Here is an 18,344-nt window from a genome sequence, read left to right as displayed (position 1 = left end):
GCCGATGCCATCCGTTATTTCCACCGACGTTCTGATTGTCGGCGCCGGGGTTGCCGGCCTCTGGCTTAACGCACGCCTGCGCCGCGAGGGGTTTTCCACGGTGGTGGTGGAAAGCGCTACCTTGGGCGGCGGGCAAAGCGTGAAGTCCCAAGGTATCATTCACGGCGGCGCGAAATACGCCCTGCACGGCGCCCTCACCGGCGCGTCCGAAGCCATTGCCGACATGCCGCGCCGCTGGCGCGAAGCCCTGGCGGGTAACGGCGAGTTGGACCTGACCGGCGTGCGCTTGCTCTCCGAAGCCCATTACCTGTGGTCGCCCGGCACGATCGCCGGCAACCTCACCAGCTTCTTCGCCAGTAAAGCCGTGCGTGGCCGCGTCGATCAGGTCAAGGGCGACGAATTGCCGCCAGCCCTGCAGGACCGTCGCTTCAAGGGCAAAGTCTATCGCCTGGCCGAACTGGTCATCGATGTGCCCAGCCTGATCGAACGCCTGGCGCAATTGGCCGGCGACGGCTTGCTCGCCGGGCAACACATCGAACCGCTGCTTGAAGGCGATACCTTGGTGGGCCTGAAGGTCGATGGCCGCGAGATCCGCGCCCAGCGCATCGTGCTGAGTGCCGGTGGCGGCACCGCTGAGTTACTGACGGCCCTGGGCCTCAGCCAGCCCGCCATGCAAACCCGCCCATTGCATATGATCATCGCCAAAGGCCCGGGCCTGAAGCCGCTGTATGCGCACTGCCTGGGCGGCGGCACCAAGCCGCGCCTTACCATCACCACTCACCCGGCTGCCGACGGCAACTGGGTGTGGTACATGGGCGGCGATATCGCCGAGGCGGATGGCGTGGCCCGCACACCACAAGAACAGATCGCCACTGCGCAAAAAGAGCTGGCGCAGTTACTGCCGTGGATCGACATGAGCCAGACCCAATGGGCCACCCTGCGTGTCGAGCGTGCCGAGCCGCTGCAATCGGGCCTGAGCCGCCCCGACAATGCCTTCCTCGCCGAACAAGGCCGCCTGCTGGTGGGCTGGCCGACCAAACTGGCGCTGGCACCGGACTTCGCCGATCGTGTACTCAACGCCCTGGAACGCGACGGCATTCGTCCAAGCGCCAGCGACGCGCTGCCCGAGCTGCCAAAACCGACCCTCGGCCAACCTGCCTGGGAGCAACTGTTGCCATGAGCCTGCCAACCCTGCACGACCTGCATCGACCACTGGGCAGCACCGGCCTGCTGGTCTCGCCGCTGGGCCTGGGCACCGTCAAGCTGGGCCGTGATCAAGGGGTGAAATACCCCAACGGCTTCCAGATTCCCAATGACGACGAAGCACGGATGTTATTGCGCCAGGCCCAGCAATTGGGCATCAACCTGATCGACACCGCGCCGGCTTACGGGCGCAGTGAGGAGCGCCTGGGGCCACTGCTACGCGGCCAGCGCAACGACTGGGTGATTGTCAGCAAGGTCGGCGAAGAGTTTGCCGACGGCGTGTCCCATCACGATTTCAGTGCCGCGCATACGCGCATGTCCATTGAGCGCAGCTTGAAACGACTTGAAACGGATTTCATCGATCTGGTGCTGGTGCATTCTGACGGCAATGACCTGCATATCCTCAATGATTGCGAGGTGTACGAGACCCTGGCGCAGCTGAAAAAAGAGGGCAAGATCCGTGGTTTCGGCTTCTCCGGCAAAACCGTCGAAGGTGGCGTGAAGGCTCTGGAACAAGGTGATTGCGCGATGGTCACCTACAATCTGAATGAACAGGCCGAGAAAGCCGTGATCGATTACGCCGCCGCCCACGGCAAAGGCATCCTGGTGAAAAAAGCTCTGGCCAGCGGCCACGTGTGCCTTGAGCCAGGAATGGATCCAATTCATGCCAGTTTCATGCTGTTGTTTGCGCAAACGGGCGTCGCCAGTGCTATTGTCGGGACCATTAATCCGCTGCACCTGGCCCACAACGTGGCGACCGCTGCCCAGGTCATTCGTCAACTCTGATGCCGCCCACGCGGCCGACCCCGTCGCAAGAAGGAGCCGACATGCCGCGAACGCTGATTAGAAAAAACCCCAGTAACTTCAAGACACTGCCGCTGCACGTCGAAGCCACCCCCGAAGGCCTGAGTTACCAGAGCGTGGGCATGCCGCTCAACTTCGCCCAGACCCTGCAACGGCGCAAGCCGGTGGAGGTGGCAAACCCTGAACGTTTCGCCCTGGAACTGGCCAACCTCGGCGTGTCGGTGCGCCTGACCCTGCATTGGCAGAACAAGGATTACTGGGTACTGGTGCGCCAGCGCCGCCAGGACCGTGGCGACGTGGTGCTCAAGCTGATCTCCGGCTACGTACCCGCCCACGAACTGAACCTGCCACTGCACACCGCTATCCAGGAAATTGCCGAAGAATGCCTGCTGGAGACGCCCGAAGGCTGGCTGGGCGGGCGCTTCAATGACACCTGGCTGCCCGCGCCCTACTCCGCCGCGCTGCATTACCGTGAAGCCCTGCCGTTTCGCTTGAGCCCGCTGTCCGGCGCCGCTCGCCCGGTGCGCTGCGCCACCATGCAACTGATCGAGCGCCCACGGGCGTATGTGCATCTGCCGACGGCGTCGCTGCAATTGATTTATGACTTGCGCCTTGAAGTCCCCAAGGAAGCCAAGTCCTTGAGCCTGTTCCATGTGGATGAGCGCCTCGAAGGCGACCAGTTGGTGGCACGCCTGGACCGTCAGCGGCCCGACCTGTACCTGATGCCGTTGAAGGACGGCCAGCCGCTGGCAGAGTTGTACACCGTCAAGAAAGACCAGCTATACCCGGCCAGCACACGCGGCTTGTACCTGGCGGAAAGCTTCGCTCAGCAGGAAGGCTGGCTGGTGCGCGATGAGCGCATTCGCTGGAAGGATTGGCTGCGCCAACAAGGCCTGGCGGAGCCTGAGAAGGAGTCGAAGTTGAAGCGATTGGCGCAACGGGTGCTGCGCAAGATCGTGCCGAAGAAAAAGGCCAAAGGCTGACGCAAATCCAATGTGGGAGCTGGCTTGTGTGGGAGCTGGCTTGCCTGCGATGCAGGCAACTCGGTACATCAGGCAAACCCAGTTGATGCCATCGCAGGCAAGCCAGCTCCCACACAAGCCAGCTCCCACAGATGACCGAGGTCAGCCGTTAAGCAAGCGCTCCAGGCCGACCTTCAGCGGCGTCGGCTCCGGCAGCGTAAAGCTCGCCAACAGGCGCTGGTTATTCGCCCGCGAATGGCGGATATCACCCGAGCGCGCCGGCCCGTAAGTGATCACCGGCAACTGCCCCACCACCTCTTCCAACGCCTGAAGCACCTGCTTGAGCGTGGTCGTGCGGTTCCATCCCACGTTGATCGCACCCAGTGGCGCTTCGGGCGCTTCGATGGCCTGGACCAGCACATCCACCAGGTCTTCCACGTACATGAAATCCCGGGTTTGCTCGCCGTCGCCAAACACGCTGATCGGCACACCCTGCTGCACACGCTCGCTGAAGATACTGATCACGCCGGAATACGGCGATGACGGGTCCTGGCGTGGCCCGAAAATGTTGAAGAAACGGAAAATCACCGGTTCCAGGCCATGCTGGCGGCGATAGAAATCAAAGTAGTGCTCGCCCGCCAACTTGTCCGACGCGTAAGGCGTCAGCGGCGCCTTGGTGGTGTCTTCGTCAATCGAAGCACCCTCGCCGTTGTTGCCATACACCGCCGCGCTGGAGGCAAACACCACGCGCTTCACGCCAGCCTTGCGCATGGCTTCGCAGACATTCAGGGTGCCGACGAAATTGCTCTGGTGCGTGCTCACCGGATCATCCACCGAGGCCTGCACTGAAGCCACAGCAGCCAGGTGCACGACGGCGGTGGCGCCGACGGCGGCTTGCGCCACCAACTCGGCATTGGCGACATTGCCTTCAATCAGTTGTACGCGCGGATTATCCAGCGGCAAATTGCTGCGTTTGCCGGTGGACAAGTCATCCAGCACCCGCACGGCATAGCCTTTGGCAAGTAGCGCATCGACCAAGTGCGAGCCGATAAAGCCGGCACCTCCGGTGATCAACACCCACTTTTCAGCATTACTCATTGTTGCGGATCTTCTCGACAATGGCTGTGGTCGAGCTGTTCTCAACCAACCCCAGCACTTTGACCGTACCGCCGTAGGCGCTGACGATGTCGGCCCCCACAACCTGGTCGACAGAATAGTCGCCACCCTTGACCAACACGTCCGGCTTGACCTGGGCCAGCAGGTTTTCCGGGGTGCCTTCAGAGAAGCTGATCACCCAGTCCACCGCGCCCAAACCGGCCAATACCGCCATGCGGCGATCGACACTGTTGATCGGACGGCCCGGGCCTTTCAAGCGGCTCACCGAAGCGTCATCGTTGACTGCCACGATCAGGCGGTCGCCTTGGGCGCGCGCCTGTTCCAGATAAGTCACGTGGCCAGCATGCAGGATGTCGAAGCAGCCGTTGGTGAACACAATGCTTTCTTTGTGGGCACGGGCGTCGTCGATGGCCAGCAGCAATTGCTCGATGCCCAGCACGCCGCGCTCCGAGCCTTCGGAACGCTGGATCGCCCGGCGCAGCTCGGGTGCGCTGATAGCCGCGGTACCCAGTTTGCCCACCACAATACCCGCCGCCAGATTGGCCAGGGCCACGGCGTGGGGCAGTTCTTCACCCGCCGCAATCGAGGCGGCCAGGGTGGAGATGACGGTGTCACCGGCACCGGTGACGTCGAACACTTCACGGGCACGGGCCGGCAGGTGCATCGCCGGGTGGTCCGGGCGCAGCAGGGTCATGCCGTGCTCGCCACGGGTCACCAGCAAGGCGCCCAGGTCGAGATCGGCCATCAACGCCGCGCCTTTGGTCACCAGCTCATGCTCATCGGCGCAACCGCCGACAATGGCTTCGAACTCACTGAGGTTTGGTGTGATCAGGCTGGCGCCCCGATAAATCGAGAAGTCCTTGCCCTTGGGATCGGCCAATACCGGAATGCCGCGGGCCTTGGCGGCCTGGATCAGCATCTGGTGGTTTTTCAAGGCGCCTTTGCCGTAGTCGGACAACACCAGCACCTTGATACCTTCGAGCAGCGCGTCGACCTGGCCGCTGAGGGCCAGGGCGTCGGTGGCGAAGGGTTCTTCGAAATCGATACGCAGCAATTGCTGGTGACGGCTCATGACCCGCAGCTTGACGATGGTCGGCTGATGGGCAATGCGCTGGAACAGCGCGCGCACACCGGCACCGCGCAGGCTGTTGGCCAGGCTGTCGGCGGCTTCGTCGTCGCCGGTCACACCCACCAGGGAGGCCGGGGCGCCGAGGGCGGCAATATTGAGGGCAACGTTGGCAGCGCCACCTGGACGGTCTTCGATTTGCTCGACCTTGACTACCGGTACCGGTGCCTCAGGGGAAATCCGTGAGGTACCGCCATGCCAGTAACGGTCGAGCATGACATCGCCGACCACCAAGACAGGGGCTTGATCGAATCGCGGCATGGACAACTTCATGGAGCAACCCACATACAAAATGAACAGGGGCGCGATATTAGCACAGGGTTATGGGAGGCTTGTGGAGGGTGTGCACAGAAGATCCCGGGGAACCTTTGTGGCGAGGGAGCTTGCTCCCGCTGGAGTGCGAAGCACTCCTGAATGCGGCACCGCGTTTTAACAGAGAAACACAGTGTTGTTCTGGGGCGACTACGTCGCCCAGCGGGAGCAAGCTCCCTCGCCACAAGAGCCCGCTCCCACAAGGTTTAGGTGATGTCGGCCGGCACCGGGGCATCCAGGCCCATGGCATGCAGGCGGGCGTAGTAGCCGTTCTGGGCCAGCAGCTCGGCGTGGCTGCCGCGCTCGACGATCCGACCGTCGTCCATCACCAGGATCAGGTCGGCCTTCTCGATGGTGGACAGGCGGTGGGCAATTACCAGGGTCGTGCGACCCTGCATGACCTTGTCCAGGGCCGCCTGAATGTGGCGCTCGGATTCGGTGTCGAGGGCCGAGGTGGCCTCGTCGAGAATCAGCAGTGGCGCGTTCTTCAGCAGGGCCCGGGCAATGGCCAGGCGCTGGCGTTGGCCGCCGGAAAGCAGCACGCCGTTCTCGCCCACCTGGGTATCGAAGCCTTTCGGCAACTGGTCGATGAAATCCTTGGCGTAAGCATCCGCCGCCGCCGCTTCAACGTCGGCCCGTGGCGCGCCGGCCAGGTCGCCGTAGGCGATGTTGTTGGTCACGGTGTCGCTGAACAGCGTGACATGCTGGGTCACCTGGGCAATATGCTTGCGCAGGTTAAGCAGCTTGTAGTCTTCGACCTCTACGCCGTCGAGCAGGATTTCGCCGCTTTCGTGGTGGTAGAAACGCGGGATCAGGCTGGCCAGTGTGGACTTGCCGCTGCCGGAACGGCCGACCAGGGCGATCATCTGCCCGGGCTCCGCGGTGAAGGTGATGTCCTTGAGCACATGGCGCTCGGTGCCTGGGTAAGTGAAGTTCAGGTTACGCACTTCCAGGCGGCCGCTAACCTTGTCGCGCTCGACGCTGCCGCGATCGACTTCCTGTTCTTCGTCCAACTGTTCGAAAATGCTTTCAGCACCGGCCACGCCTTTCTGGATGGTCGAGCTGACTTCCGACAGCTGGCGGATCGGCTTGGGCAACAGCCCGGCCAACGTGATGTAAGCCACCATGTCACCGGCCGACGCATCACCGCGAAGGTAGAGCACCAGGAACATCAGCACCGCCATGGCGGTATAGATCACCAACTGCAGCAACGGGGTGTAGATGGCCCCGGTGCGGGTCATGCGCAGTTGCTTGTCGGTGTTGCCCTGGCTGGCCTTGAAGAAGCGTTTCTCTTCGTAGACTTCACCGCCGAAGCTGCGCACCACGCGATAGCCCTGGATGGTTTCCGAAGCCACGTGGGTCACATCGCCCATGGCCACCTGGATCTTCTTGCTCTGCTTGCGGAATTTCTTGCTGGCCGTGCTGACCATCACTGCAATCAACGGCAGGATGGCGATCATCACCAGCGTCAGGCGCCAGTTCATGAACAGCAGCGAGGCAAACAGGAAGATTACCGTCATGCCTTCGCGAATCACCACCTTGATGGCATCGGTGGCCGCCCCCGTAACCATGGTCACGTTGAAGGTGATGCGCGAAATCAGGTGCCCGGAGTTGTGGTTGTCGAAATAACGGTTGGGCAGCGTCAGCAGGTTGTTGAACAGCTGCACACGCAAGTCGTGAACCAGGCCCAGGGAAACCTTGGCCAGCAAGTAGTTGCCCAGGAACGAACCCAGGCCCTGCCAGGCGGCGATCAAAATGATCAGCAACGGCACGGCTTGCAACAATTTCATGTCACGCAGGAATGGGACGCTGGGGAACAGCACGGCGTCAGGATTGGATAGGCCGTCGACAAAGTACTTGAGGATGTACCCCAGCATAGGCTGGGTCGACGCGAAAATCAGAAATCCGACAATACTCAACGCGAACAAGCCGGCGTAAGGCTTAACGTACATGAGCAGGCGGAAGTATATTTTCAAGCTCGAAGGGCTTGCGCTCGGACTGGAGTCGGTCATATCACGCGGCGTTTTGAAAAAGGAGGCTGACTTTAGCACAGCTTCTCTGTTGTACTTGCACCCGGCGTGACCCGCGGCCCGGCTGGATCCAACGGGCGACATTATATAGCCACTGTCTTAACATGGTCGGCTTTCTCTATTCTGGAACGGCTTTACTGTATGCACTCCAAGCGCCTTACCTATGGCACAAATCGCGTTTTCGACTTCCTGGTCCTCTGGATTTTGCCCATTGGCTTATTGTTGCTTCTGAGTTCGCTGTTTTTCGTCAACAATCGCAATGTCATGCACCGCGGCTTCTATATTTTCTTTGCCCTGCCGGCCTTGCTCCTGCTGTGCCTGCGCCCACGTGAACTCAAAGAGTTACTACGCGAGCCGCTGGTGCTTGCCTTCACAGCATTTTGCGCATGGGCAATGATCACGGTGCTCTGGAGCCCGGAACCCACCGGCGACTCCAACCTGTTCAAGATCCCGTTGCAGACGTTCATGTTGTTTGCCGGCTGCGGGCTGCTGCTGCATTACCGCAATGACCTGTTCAAGCCGATCTTCTTCAGCGCCGCCGTGATTGCGCTGGTGGTGACGCTGTTAAACCTGGTGGCATTCGTCAAAGGCTTCGAGCCGAGCATGCGCATGATTGGCGGCCTCGGCGCCTTGGACAACCCGCTGCTCAGTTCCCACCTGTTCGGCTTTTTCTGCGTGTATTGGCTGTACCTCTGCGTCACCACCAAACGGCTACGGGTACTGTGGCTCAGCGCACCCGCCCTGGCGGTCATGACCCTGGCAATTCTGGCCACCGGCTCCAGGACGCCATTGGTTGCACTGGTGATAGCAGTCCTCTGGATGGGCCTGCTCAGCCGCAATCGACGCTCGGCGCTGATGGTTGCCGCCCTGGTGCTGGCGGCCGCCGGCTTGCTGCTGTTTTACCCGCAACAGATCACCGAGCGCGGCAGCTCATTCCGCTTCGAAATCTGGCAAATCATCCTTGACCGCATCGCCGATCATCCATGGCTTGGCCACAGCTACGACTCCGAACTGTATGTAAAACCTGCCAACTACGATTTTGAACCACTGCGCGAACCCCACAGCTTTGCCTTGGGCGTGCTTTATTACGTCGGCATCATCGGCTTTATCCCGTGGATCTTCCTGCTTGGCCGCGGGCTGTACGCAGGGCTCAAGGAGCGCGCGCAGCCGCTGTTTATCCTGACTTCCTCGCTGCTGGCCTACGGCATCGGCGCGGGGCTTACCGAAGGCGGTGGCATCCTGTCGCGGCCCAAGGAGCACTGGTTCCTGCTGTGGATCCCCCTCGCACTGATCGCCGGCCTGAGCATCGCCAAGCGGCGCCACAGCCTGCTGCGCATTGTGGTGAGCACGCCCAAGCCACAGGTGTTCAAAGCCCTGTGCGAAGGCGCGCATATCGTCGAGGAAGATGGCCTGGGGCCTAAAGTCCTGCGCCTGGGCAATGGCAGCTTCCTTAAGCTGTTCAGGGCTCGACGCTGGTACACCTCGGGCACATTCAACCCGTACTCGGAACGGTTTGCCTGCAACAGCGAACAGCTCCAGGCACTGGGCATTACAGCACCGCCGATCCTCGACCTGTACAGCCTGCGCGACGGCAGCACCGCCGTGCGTTACCAGCCACTGCCGGGCCTGACGTTGCGCCAGGCCTTGCAAAGCCTGGACAGCAGCCTGCGCGAATCGCTGATCGAACGGTTTGGGCGGTTTATGGCCCAACTGCACGAACGCGGTGTCTACTTCCGCTCCCTGCACCTGGGCAATGTGCTTCTGTTGGAAGACGGCGAGTTCGGCCTGATCGACGTGGCGGATATGCGCGTCTATCCGTCAGCGCTGCGCAACACGCTGCGCCAGCGCAACCTCAAGCATATGCAACGCTATTCGCAGGATCGCAATTGGTTGTTCGAAGCTCACTTCGAGCAATTGGCCAAGGGCTATGCCTCGGTGGCTTCGCCGCACGCCACGCAGAAAATCCGCGAGCAGGTACTGACACTCGCCCGCCCGGCGGCCTGATGTGGGAGCTGGCTTGCCTGCGATGCAGACACCTCGGTACTTCTGATGCACCGAGGTGATGCTATCGCAGGCAAGCCAGCTCCCACCTTTGACCGAGTATGGCTCTGCTGTTGCTCTGGCCCTTACATCCTTTTCGATGACGAAGTCAGCGGTCTTTTGATCTGCGCTTTTGATCGTGATCTTGATCTGAAATCGCCCCGTCAAACACGATGGCCGCAATTCGACAGTGATTTGGGGGGTAAACCGGCAGGGATGCCGGTTTAGCCGCGCTGGGCCAAGGATGGCCCATCGCGGCGACCCCCCAAATCACTGGCGGATTGCGGGCATGCCGAGCCATAGCGAGGCACCGAGTGTTGGGGCGAAGACTTTTTGGTTACTTTTGTCTGGGCCGGCATTCCGGTCTTTACAAAAGTGACCCGCTGTAAGAGCGGAACCAATTGAAGCCGTTACCGCAGCAACGGATATGTACACCAACAACCCCCCATCGCAGGCAAGCCAGCTCCCACATTTAGATTGCGGCACACCCAGTGAAGGTGTGCTGCTCTGATCTTGGTATCAGTCTTTTTCCAGCGGGGAAAAATACAGGCGGCCCAAGCCGCGCCACGTCTTCTTGTTCCAGGCCCGAAACGGGATCTGCGCCAGCAGCTCTCGCGCCAACGCACGGTTGCGGTTGGAGGTTTTGAGGAACATGGAGCTGAGGAACTTGTAACGCACCTCGTTGTACAGCGGGTGATCACTGAACAACGCGTAGGTGCGCAGGATATTATCGATCATGAATCGATGATTCTTGTACGAATTGGTCGCGTGCTTGCGGTAGCGCGCCATCACCACGTTCAAGCCATCAATAAAGTACCCGGCGTGGGTAATCTTCAGTTCGATCAGCAAATCTTCCAGACGAATCTGCGGGTCAAACCCACCGACCTTTTCCAGCGCTTCACGCCGGATCATCAGCGTAGGCGCTGGCGGGTAAGGTTTGCGCTCCAGGAACATATCGTCGAAATCCAGGCGTCGAAACGGTACGTCACGGCGCTGGCGCTTCTCCGGGAACAGCTCGCCCTGGGAGTCGATCAGCTCGATATTGCCCGCACAGATCCCCACCTCAGGCTTGCCATCCATATAGGCCACCTGGGTCGCAATGCGCTCGGGCATCATGATGTCGTCCGAACCGAACGGCACGATCAGCGGCCCCTGAGACCGGGCAATCGCACCATTGAGGGTGTTGGTCAGCCCCTGGTTCTGCTGCACACGAAAGTCGAACCTGTGTTGCTCCTGCAGGCGACGGATGCGCTCGACACTGTCGTCTGTCGAGCCATCGTCCACCACCAGCAGTTCGATGTTGGGATAGGTCTGGTTCAACACACTGAGGATACTTTCCTCAATGTAGGGCGCATGGTTATACGACGCAATGATCACCGTGACCAAAGGCTGACTCTGGCTCATACATTCTTCCCGCGTGCTTGAGCCAACCCTGAATCAATCAGCTCCAGGTATTCCTGACGGAATACCTCAATGTCGTGTTGCGCCTGAAGGTACTGGTAGGCCTGCTCGCCTTTTTGTGCGAGTGCCTCGTCGGACAGCGCCAGGTAAGTGTCCAGCGCCTCGGTCAGCTGGGGCACATTGGCCGGCTCAACCGCCAGGCCACCGGCGCCTTCGATCAACGGCAGCATGGCCGGTACGCTGGAGGCAATCACCGGCAGGCGACCGCTCATGCCTTCCAGCAGTGCCAGGCCCAGGCCTTCTGCGAGCGAAGGCATTGCCCAGATGTCAAAGGCACGCACGTATTGCAGGGCATTTTCCTTGAAGCCCAACAGGTGCACGCGTCCATCCAGGCCAAGGTTCTGGATTTGCGCGGCCAGGTTGGCCTCTTCGCGCCCGGCGCCAATGATGGCCAGTTGCGCGGTGGGGTATTTATCTTTCAGCGCCGCAAACGCCTGCAACAAATAGGTGTGGCCCTTGACCGGCACCAGCCGGCCCAAGGCGCCGATCAAGCGCACCGAAGGGTCGACGCCCAGCAACTCGCGCGCACGCGTGCGTGAATGCTGCAAGCCTTCGGCCTGCTCGATGTCGATGGCGTTGGTAATCGCGTAGGTATTCTGGTCGGTAAACCCGCACTGGCAATCGAGCAGGTACTGCTTGACCGCCGGCGACACGCCGACAAAGCGCCAGTGCGCGTCGATCCAGCGCTGCGCCTGCTTGCGGCGGTAGAGACGGTCATACTCGCCAAAACCGTGGGAGATGCCGATGCACAACGGGATCTTCAACCAACGGTTGAGCTGCAACATCATGTTGACCGGCTTGAAGCGGTTGCACACCACCACGTCGAACTGTTCGCGGCGGCAGAACTTATACAACTGCCACATGGCGCGCAGTCGCAAGCCTTTGAGTGACTTGTCGGAAAACTCGAAGTAGACCGACTTGGCAGCCCGGCTGACCGGTTCCCCAGGCGCCGGCTTGCCACGCAGGAACGCGGCGGTGACCTCATAGCGCTCGGCGGGCAATGCCTTGACGATCTGCTCGGCCAAGTCGGCAAAGTCATGGGATTTAACATTGTAGTCAGGCTGCAGTTGCAGGACCTTGAAACGCCGACTCATAACTCTCCTCGATGGAAACCTGTGGCATCAACCACCCAGGTTGTTTCAGCCGCCAGCGTCTCGACGTATTCGGCGTCAGGCTCCGGTAGCAACGGCCACTGATTACGCTTCCAGCAGACAAAATGGAAATACGGAAATTCCCGCTCACCATCCCTGTCGTTAGTCAGGCGGCCCTTGTTCCAGAACCACTGATGCGGGAAGCGATCACTGCCGTCGTGCCATTTGATCACACCACCGGGCGTACTGAACGCCTCGGTAAACTCACTGCGCCGACGCCATGGGTTGAACTTGCCGACCAGCTCAAACAACGGCTTCGGGAAGTTCTTGCGCCACAGGAAAATTCGACTGAATGCGCCTTCATCCAGCGCATGATGCGCCTGATCGGTAAAACGCGCTTCCCAATCCTTGATGTGCATGAACGCATGCCGCTTCCTGGGCGTGTTACGCATCAGGCACAAATGGCCGGCGACTCGTCGTTCATGGGTTGAAAACAAGTCATGGCTGGCCAACCGCTCGGCGGTGAAATACTCGCGCAGGTTGCCGTAGATCAGGTCCAGATCGCCAAACGCCCAGAAATCGTAACCGGTGAGGCGGTCAGCGTGGATATGCCCCAACGCCGGCTTGATGTCGCACAGCTTGTACGGCGCCAGGGGTGCAAAATTGATATACAGCCGCTGGGAAACCAGCGCGCAGTAATCAGCAAAGGTGATGCTTTCGATGCGGACATTGTCCGGCACATTGGCCGGCATCGGGCAGTCGCTGAACAGCAACCAGTCGACGTCCGCGTTTTGGCGGCAGCTTTCGAGAAAAAACGGCATCCAGAATGGCCAGCGGCCAAAGTAAGGAATAATGAAAAGGATGCGGGGGCACGAATTGCTCAAGGGGGACTCACTGTCATTTGGTACTGAGGCGCGCTGCGCGCCACCACGTTGCTTAACGTTACTTGTGCTTGATGAACCAAAAGAGTTCATGACGCCGAATGGCCTTGCGGAAAAACTCGTTCTCACCCCACGGTGAGACGGCCCTCCCCGCCAGCAGACGCTGTATGACTCGCCGCACCCGCCGCTTGAACGGCATCTGCGGTTGCAAGTCATGCATCATGCCCAGCGACATGGCCTTTTCACACTGCCGCTCCTCCGATACTGGCATGCAATATGGTTGCAAAATGTAAGTGGAGTCGAAGCATGGCGGCAAAGCGACACTATTGCCCGAATCCCCCATCGGCCAGCGGTCGTTGTCATGCAGATGGTTGGCGTAACCGAGCAAGGTCGTCGGCTGCCATTCCAGGCCCTGCAAGGCTTCCAATACAGCTTGCTGAGCGCAGATATGGTCAGGGTGCGGATCGATCACCGGATGCGGCAGCACAATGACCTCAGGACGTGCCATCAACAGCACGGCACGCAGGTCCGCCAGCAGGTTGTTCCAGGTCGGCTGGCCATCGGCGTCGGCGGGCAGCGGGAACGGGTTGAACTGGCGAAACAGGCGGATATCGCTCAACTCGGCTTCCCGCGACGCAATGGCACGCGCAGGCTCGGCCTTCATCGCCGCCAACTGCAGGCAAAAATACCCGAGCTGAACGCAGTGCTCTTGCGCCACGCCCGCCCAGCGCGGCACGGCGATACTGTCCCAGGCCCGCAGCCGGCCCTTGAGGCGCGCCGCTTCAGGCTTGCCCAGGCCCATGTGCTGATAATGCTCGGCTTCGATCTCCCCGGCGGTCAGTGTCACGATCCAGGGCTGTGCTGCCTGGCTGTACAGGCCAAAGGCGGCCAGTTCGGCATCGTCGGCATGCGGCGCAATCACCATCACCCGCTGTTGACGCACATCCGGCTGGCGGAACACCGACAGCACAGGCTCACCCTGTACCCGGCAAAACCGGCCACGCAACAGCAACTGCCCAGCCAGCAAGGCTTGCGCCTGACCCGTGAGATTGAGGTAGCGCAGGCCGTTGACGCCGCGTTCGAACACTTGGCGGTCGCCGCCCGGCAACGCAACATAGGGATCGATAAACCGCCCCAGCAGGTTGCTCTTGAGCCGCAGTGCGAGGATCAAGGTCTCATCGCCCGCCAGCTCCAGCGTCTGGCCCAGCACCAGCCGGCCCTTGTCCAACGTCACCTTGGGCTGTTCGGTATCGGCGGCAAATTGATACTGATAGTCGTCCTTGGGCGAGTAAAACAGATGGTCGGCAAACCAGGCTTCATGGGCCACCCAGGCCAGCACCGCCAACAGCAGCGGCAACCACCAGGCCACCAGCACACCCACCGCAATCAGTACCAACAGGCTGACCAGCAGCCCGATGCGCTTATTGCGGCGATGGCGCTTGAGCAACGCCTGCTTGCGGCTGGTCGAGGCACTCATACGGTGAACACCGGCACGGGGTTGCACCAACGGTCTTTGTACTCGCGGTCCGCACGGCCGAACGAAAAGCGCAACGGCTTGCCGACTTCCCGCGCCTGTTCCCAGGCACTTTGCGTATTGAGGAAGCTCAGCACGCTGCCGGGGCTGAACGCGCGGGTTTCGGGGTCTACGCCGCCATTGATGTACTCGACGCTGACCCACTGCGGCGCTTCAACGCGATACACCAATTGCACAGCAATCGGCGCATCGTTGAGGAAAATCACCGAACCGATCAGCCACTCACGCAACAGCTCGATCACCTGCGCCATGTGCGCGGCACCGGTGGCCGCGAAGCCCCAGCGGCGCTGGAACAGGTCGCAGTAGATCGCCGCCAGCTCGGCGCTGGAGAAGTCCTGCACCGGCCGCACCACACCGCCCGCCTCTTCCAGCAGGCGCAATTCACGGCGCTGGTTATAGCGAAACTTTTTCGACAGTTCTTCAGGCGTGCGCGCCATGGCCAACTGTTCGGCCTGGAGTTTGATGCCGGCAAAGCGGCCTTCATTCAGGGCCGACAGGTAACGCGCGCGATGGCGCAGCGGCGCCTGGGCATCGGCAGCGGCGGGCAGGATCAACTCGGCGTTGCCGAGGTCGAACAAGCCTTTTTTGCCATTGCGCTTGAGCACGTCTTTGGACAACGCCAGGTCGCGCCCCCAGGTCGCAATACACGCTTTAAGCTCGCCGCTTTGCTCCCAGGCCAAATAGCGCACCGGAATTTCGGCCAGCCCGGCCAGACGCTCGACCACCTGCGGATGGGTGGCGACACTGCCGCCAAAACGCTGCCAGGCGTCGCTGTAGGTCGGCGCGTCAACGACCGACCAACCGCGCTCGCGAAAGCCTTGGAATCGATTGAGCATCAAGCCCTCGCGGTCAGTTCGGTGACAGCAGGCAACTGCCAGAAGGTATCGCGCACGGCCTGATCCGAAAACCGTTGGTGCAGGCGCTCAAGCATCATCTCGGCGCACTGCTGGTGCTGCTGACGACCCATCGCGGCCAAGTGCCGAAGGCCCTGCCCCAAGTGCTCGGCATCGCCAAACGGAAACAGGATGCCCACGCCTTCAACCACTTCCTTGGCGCCGCCGCAAGACGTGGCGAGCAGCGGCACGCCAGCGGCCATGGCCTCCAGCAGCACCATGCCGAACGGCTCATGGTCGGAGCTCAGGGCAAAGACGTCGAATGCACGGAAATACCGGCGCGCATCCGGCACCTGGCCGAGGAACAGCACCTGCTCGGCAATGCCCAGTTCGCGCGCCAGAGACTTAAGGTCTTGCTCCAGGCGGCCGGTGCCGAGGATCGCCAACCGGCTCTGCGCCGGCAAATGCGGCAAGGCCAAGGCAAAGCCTTTGAGCAAGGTGGCTTGGTCCTTGTCCGGGTGCAGGCGGCCGACGTTGCCGACCACCCACTCATCCGGCGACAGCCCCAAGGCATCGCGCGCCTCATCGGCCGACACCTGCAACGCTTGCATGGCCTGGACATCGATGCGGTTATACAAGGTCTGGATACGTGCCGCCGGCCAGGCCGGCAGGCAGCGGCGCATATCATCACGCACCGCGTCAGATACACCGAGCAGGCTCAGGCGCTTGCTGAAAATCGAGGCAAACAGCTTGCGGCTGCTGCGCTGATAATCACCAAAAGCGTGATGTACGCCGATCACTGGCAGGCGCGTACCGAGCAAGGCGATGTAGATCGGCTTGAAGCGGTGGGCAATACAGAAACTGAAGTTGCGCGACGCGGCGATTTTGCGCAATTCACGGATGGCGCCCAGCTTGAGGCCACGAATGGCCTTGGAGCTGAACTCCATGAACAGCACTTCATCAGAGGCGCAACCGGCGGCCACATCGGGGTCGGCGACCCCGGTGAGAAACACCGTGGTCACCTTGTAGCCTGTGCCTGCGAACAGGCTGGCGTACTGCCGCGCGCAGTCCAGGAACGGCCCGTCATAGCCGTGGCAGAACTGCAGGACGTGGCGCTCAGCCGACCGAGTCATAAGGGTCCACGCCGTCTTTGACGACCAGGATGTCTTCCATGATCAGGTACTGCAGGTCGGAGCCGAAGAACATGTTCAGCGCGTCGGTTGGCGAGCAGATCATCGCTTCGCCACGGCGGTTGAGCGAGGTGTTCAGCGACACGCCGTTGCCGGTCAATACTTCCAGCTCTTTCATCATGTCGTAGTAACGCGGGTTGTATTCGCGCTTGAGCACCTGGGCGCGGGAGGTGCCATCTTCATGGACCACTTCCGGTACGCGGGTTTTCCACTCTTCGGACACTTCAAAGGTGAAGGTCATGAACGGCGCCGGGTGATCGACCTTGATCATCTGTGGGGCCACGGTGTCGAGCATCGACGGGCAGAAAGGCCTCCAGCGCTCGCGGAACTTGATCTGGTGGTTGATGCGGTCGGCCACGCCGGTCGCGCTTGGGCAACCGATGATCGAACGACCGCCCAACGCACGCGGGCCGAACTCCATGCGGCCCTGGAACCAGGCCACCGGGTTGCCGTCGACCATGATCTTGGCGATGCGCTTGGGCATGTTTTCGATCTTGCGCCACACCGGCTTGCTTTCGTGTTTGGCGCACGCGGCAATCACGTCTTCATTGCTGTAGGACGGGCCGAGATAGACGTGTTCCATCTTCTCCACCGGCACGCCACGGGCGTGGGACACATAGGCCGCCGCGCCAACCGCGGTGCCGGCATCGCCGGACGCCGGCTGCACGAACAGCTCTTTAACGTCATCGCGGGCAATGATCTTCTGGTTCAACTTGACGTTCAGCGCGCAACCACCGGCGAACGCCAGCTTGCCGGTGTCCTTGAGGATGTCGCCCAGGTAGTGGTCGATCATCTGCAAGGCCAGCTTCTCGAACAGCGCCTGCATGCTGGCTGCGTAGTGGATGTACGGCTCGTCGGCGATGTCGCCTTCGCGCTTTGGACCCAGCCACTCGATCAGTTTTGGCGAGAAGTAGAAACCCTTGCCCTTCTCTTTATAACGACGCAGGCCGATGACGTTGGCGTAGTCAGTGTTGATCACCAACTCGCCGTTTTCAAATGAGGCCAGGCGCGAGAAATCGTATTTGCTGGCGTCGCCATACGGCGCCATGCCCATGACCTTGAACTCGCCGTCAAGCATCTCGAAACCGAGGAACTCGGTGATCGCGCCATACAGGCCGCCCAGGGAGTCCGGGTCGTAGAATTCCTTGATCTTGTGGATCTTGCCGTTTTCGCCATAGCCAAAGAACGTGGTGGCGTACTCACCTTTACCGTCGATGCCCAGGATCGCGGTTTTTTCCTGGAAACCTGAGCAGTGGTAGGCGCTGGAAGCGTGGGCCAGGTGGTGTTCAACCGGCTCGATCTTGATTTTCTTCGGATCGAAGCCCAGCTGCTCCAGGCACCAGACGATCTTGTTGCGATAGCGCTTGTAGCGACGGTTGCCCATCAGGATCGCGTCAAGGGCGCGGTCCGGGGCGTACCAGTAACGCTTGGCGTAGTGCCAGCGCGCCTCGCCGAACAGGCTGATCGGGGCGAACGGGATCGCCACCACGTCAACGTCGGAAGGCTTGATGCCGGCTTGTTCCAGGCAGAACTTCGCCGATTCGTAGGGCATGCGGTTCTTTGCATGTTTGTCGCGTACGAAGCGCTCTTCTTCGGCGGCCGCGATCAGCTTGCCGTCGATATACAGGGCTGCGGAAGGATCATGGCTAAGGGCGCCGGACAGGCCAAGAATCGTCAATGCCACTGGGGTCTAGCCTCTTTTAGTCTGCATGCAGGCGGGTTGCGCCTGAAAAAAGTGTGCCTCCCGCCTGAGCGAGAAAC

At 61.0% G+C, this 18,344-nt stretch carries 14 protein-coding genes; 4 read left to right on the top strand and 10 right to left on the bottom strand.

Annotated elements, in window-relative coordinates; translation table 11 throughout:
- The first annotated feature begins 4 nt into the window (after nt 1-4).
- Genes HBO23_RS18730 through HBO23_RS18720 form a run of 3 tightly spaced genes read left to right on the top strand, consistent with a single transcriptional unit; the run spans nt 5 to nt 2,990 of the window.
- On the top strand, nt 5-1,180 hold the full coding sequence (locus tag HBO23_RS18730; RefSeq protein WP_170039095.1) for an FAD-dependent oxidoreductase: 1,176 nt from the start codon (nt 5-7) through the stop codon (nt 1,178-1,180).
- Complete coding sequence (locus HBO23_RS18725; RefSeq protein ID WP_138450526.1) at nt 1,177-1,989, top strand: aldo/keto reductase; 813 nt, start codon at nt 1,177-1,179, stop codon at nt 1,987-1,989. Before HBO23_RS18730 ends, HBO23_RS18725 begins: the two co-directional genes overlap by 4 nt.
- Before the next feature lie 41 nt (nt 1,990-2,030).
- Nucleotides 2,031-2,990: a hypothetical protein gene (locus HBO23_RS18720; RefSeq protein ID WP_017138496.1), complete on the top strand. Its 960-nt coding sequence runs from the start codon at nt 2,031-2,033 to the stop codon at nt 2,988-2,990.
- A gap of 141 nt (nt 2,991-3,131) precedes the next feature.
- Here HBO23_RS18720 and HBO23_RS18715 read toward each other — a convergent pair whose 3' ends face one another.
- The 3 genes from HBO23_RS18715 to msbA form a co-directional block, all read right to left on the bottom strand.
- The gene (locus HBO23_RS18715; RefSeq protein ID WP_017138497.1) at nt 3,132-4,067 is read right to left on the bottom strand and encodes an NAD-dependent epimerase/dehydratase family protein; all 936 of its coding nucleotides are present in this window, start codon (nt 4,065-4,067) and stop codon (nt 3,132-3,134) included.
- Nucleotides 4,060-5,484: a bifunctional D-glycero-beta-D-manno-heptose-7-phosphate kinase/D-glycero-beta-D-manno-heptose 1-phosphate adenylyltransferase HldE gene (hldE, locus tag HBO23_RS18710; RefSeq protein WP_017138498.1), complete on the bottom strand. Its 1,425-nt coding sequence runs from the start codon at nt 5,482-5,484 to the stop codon at nt 4,060-4,062. The genes HBO23_RS18715 and hldE overlap by 8 nt, the downstream gene beginning before the upstream one ends.
- Before the next feature lie 245 nt (nt 5,485-5,729).
- The gene (gene msbA, locus HBO23_RS18705; RefSeq protein ID WP_017138499.1) at nt 5,730-7,535 is read right to left on the bottom strand and encodes a lipid A export permease/ATP-binding protein MsbA; all 1,806 of its coding nucleotides are present in this window, start codon (nt 7,533-7,535) and stop codon (nt 5,730-5,732) included.
- A 159-nt stretch (nt 7,536-7,694) separates the two neighbouring features.
- Here msbA and HBO23_RS18700 point away from each other — a divergent pair, with 159 nt between their 5' ends.
- Nucleotides 7,695-9,557, top strand: coding sequence for a bifunctional O-antigen ligase/aminoglycoside phosphotransferase family protein (locus HBO23_RS18700; RefSeq protein ID WP_099548084.1), 1,863 nt, complete (start codon nt 7,695-7,697; stop codon nt 9,555-9,557).
- A gap of 555 nt (nt 9,558-10,112) precedes the next feature.
- Here HBO23_RS18700 and HBO23_RS18695 read toward each other — a convergent pair.
- The 7 genes from HBO23_RS18695 to HBO23_RS18665 are packed head-to-tail and all read right to left on the bottom strand — an operon-like array spanning nt 10,113 to nt 18,267.
- A complete protein-coding gene (locus HBO23_RS18695; RefSeq protein ID WP_099548082.1) occupies nt 10,113-10,997 on the bottom strand; it encodes a glycosyltransferase in 885 nt (294 codons plus the stop codon).
- Complete coding sequence (locus tag HBO23_RS18690; RefSeq protein ID WP_170039093.1) at nt 10,994-12,148, bottom strand: glycosyltransferase family 4 protein; 1,155 nt, start codon at nt 12,146-12,148, stop codon at nt 10,994-10,996. The genes HBO23_RS18695 and HBO23_RS18690 overlap by 4 nt, the downstream gene beginning before the upstream one ends.
- A complete protein-coding gene (locus tag HBO23_RS18685; RefSeq protein WP_099548081.1) occupies nt 12,145-13,029 on the bottom strand; it encodes a DUF6625 family protein in 885 nt (294 codons plus the stop codon). The genes HBO23_RS18690 and HBO23_RS18685 overlap by 4 nt, the downstream gene beginning before the upstream one ends.
- Nucleotides 13,030-13,087: 58 nt before the next feature.
- Nucleotides 13,088-14,503, bottom strand: coding sequence for a PIG-L family deacetylase (locus HBO23_RS18680; protein WP_099548080.1), 1,416 nt, complete (start codon nt 14,501-14,503; stop codon nt 13,088-13,090).
- Entirely contained in the window at nt 14,500-15,396 is an 897-nt protein-coding gene (locus tag HBO23_RS18675; protein ID WP_017138505.1) for an antimicrobial resistance protein Mig-14, read from the bottom strand. Before HBO23_RS18675 ends, HBO23_RS18680 begins: the two co-directional genes overlap by 4 nt.
- Entirely contained in the window at nt 15,396-16,526 is a 1,131-nt protein-coding gene (locus HBO23_RS18670) for a glycosyltransferase (protein ID WP_138453089.1), read from the bottom strand. The genes HBO23_RS18675 and HBO23_RS18670 overlap by 1 nt, the downstream gene beginning before the upstream one ends.
- Nucleotides 16,510-18,267 carry a carbamoyltransferase gene (locus HBO23_RS18665; protein ID WP_017138507.1) on the bottom strand — a complete coding sequence of 586 codons (1,758 nt, stop codon included), beginning with the start codon at nt 18,265-18,267 and terminating at the stop codon, nt 16,510-16,512. The genes HBO23_RS18670 and HBO23_RS18665 overlap by 17 nt, the downstream gene beginning before the upstream one ends.
- Nucleotides 18,268-18,344: the final 77 nt, after the last annotated feature.

Source organism: Pseudomonas sp. WS 5532 (assembly GCF_012985445.1).
GTDB lineage: Bacteria > Pseudomonadota > Gammaproteobacteria > Pseudomonadales > Pseudomonadaceae > Aquipseudomonas > Aquipseudomonas edaphica.
The sequence above is the reverse complement of the archived record's forward strand: the minus strand, read 5'-3'. Positions and strand labels throughout refer to the sequence as shown.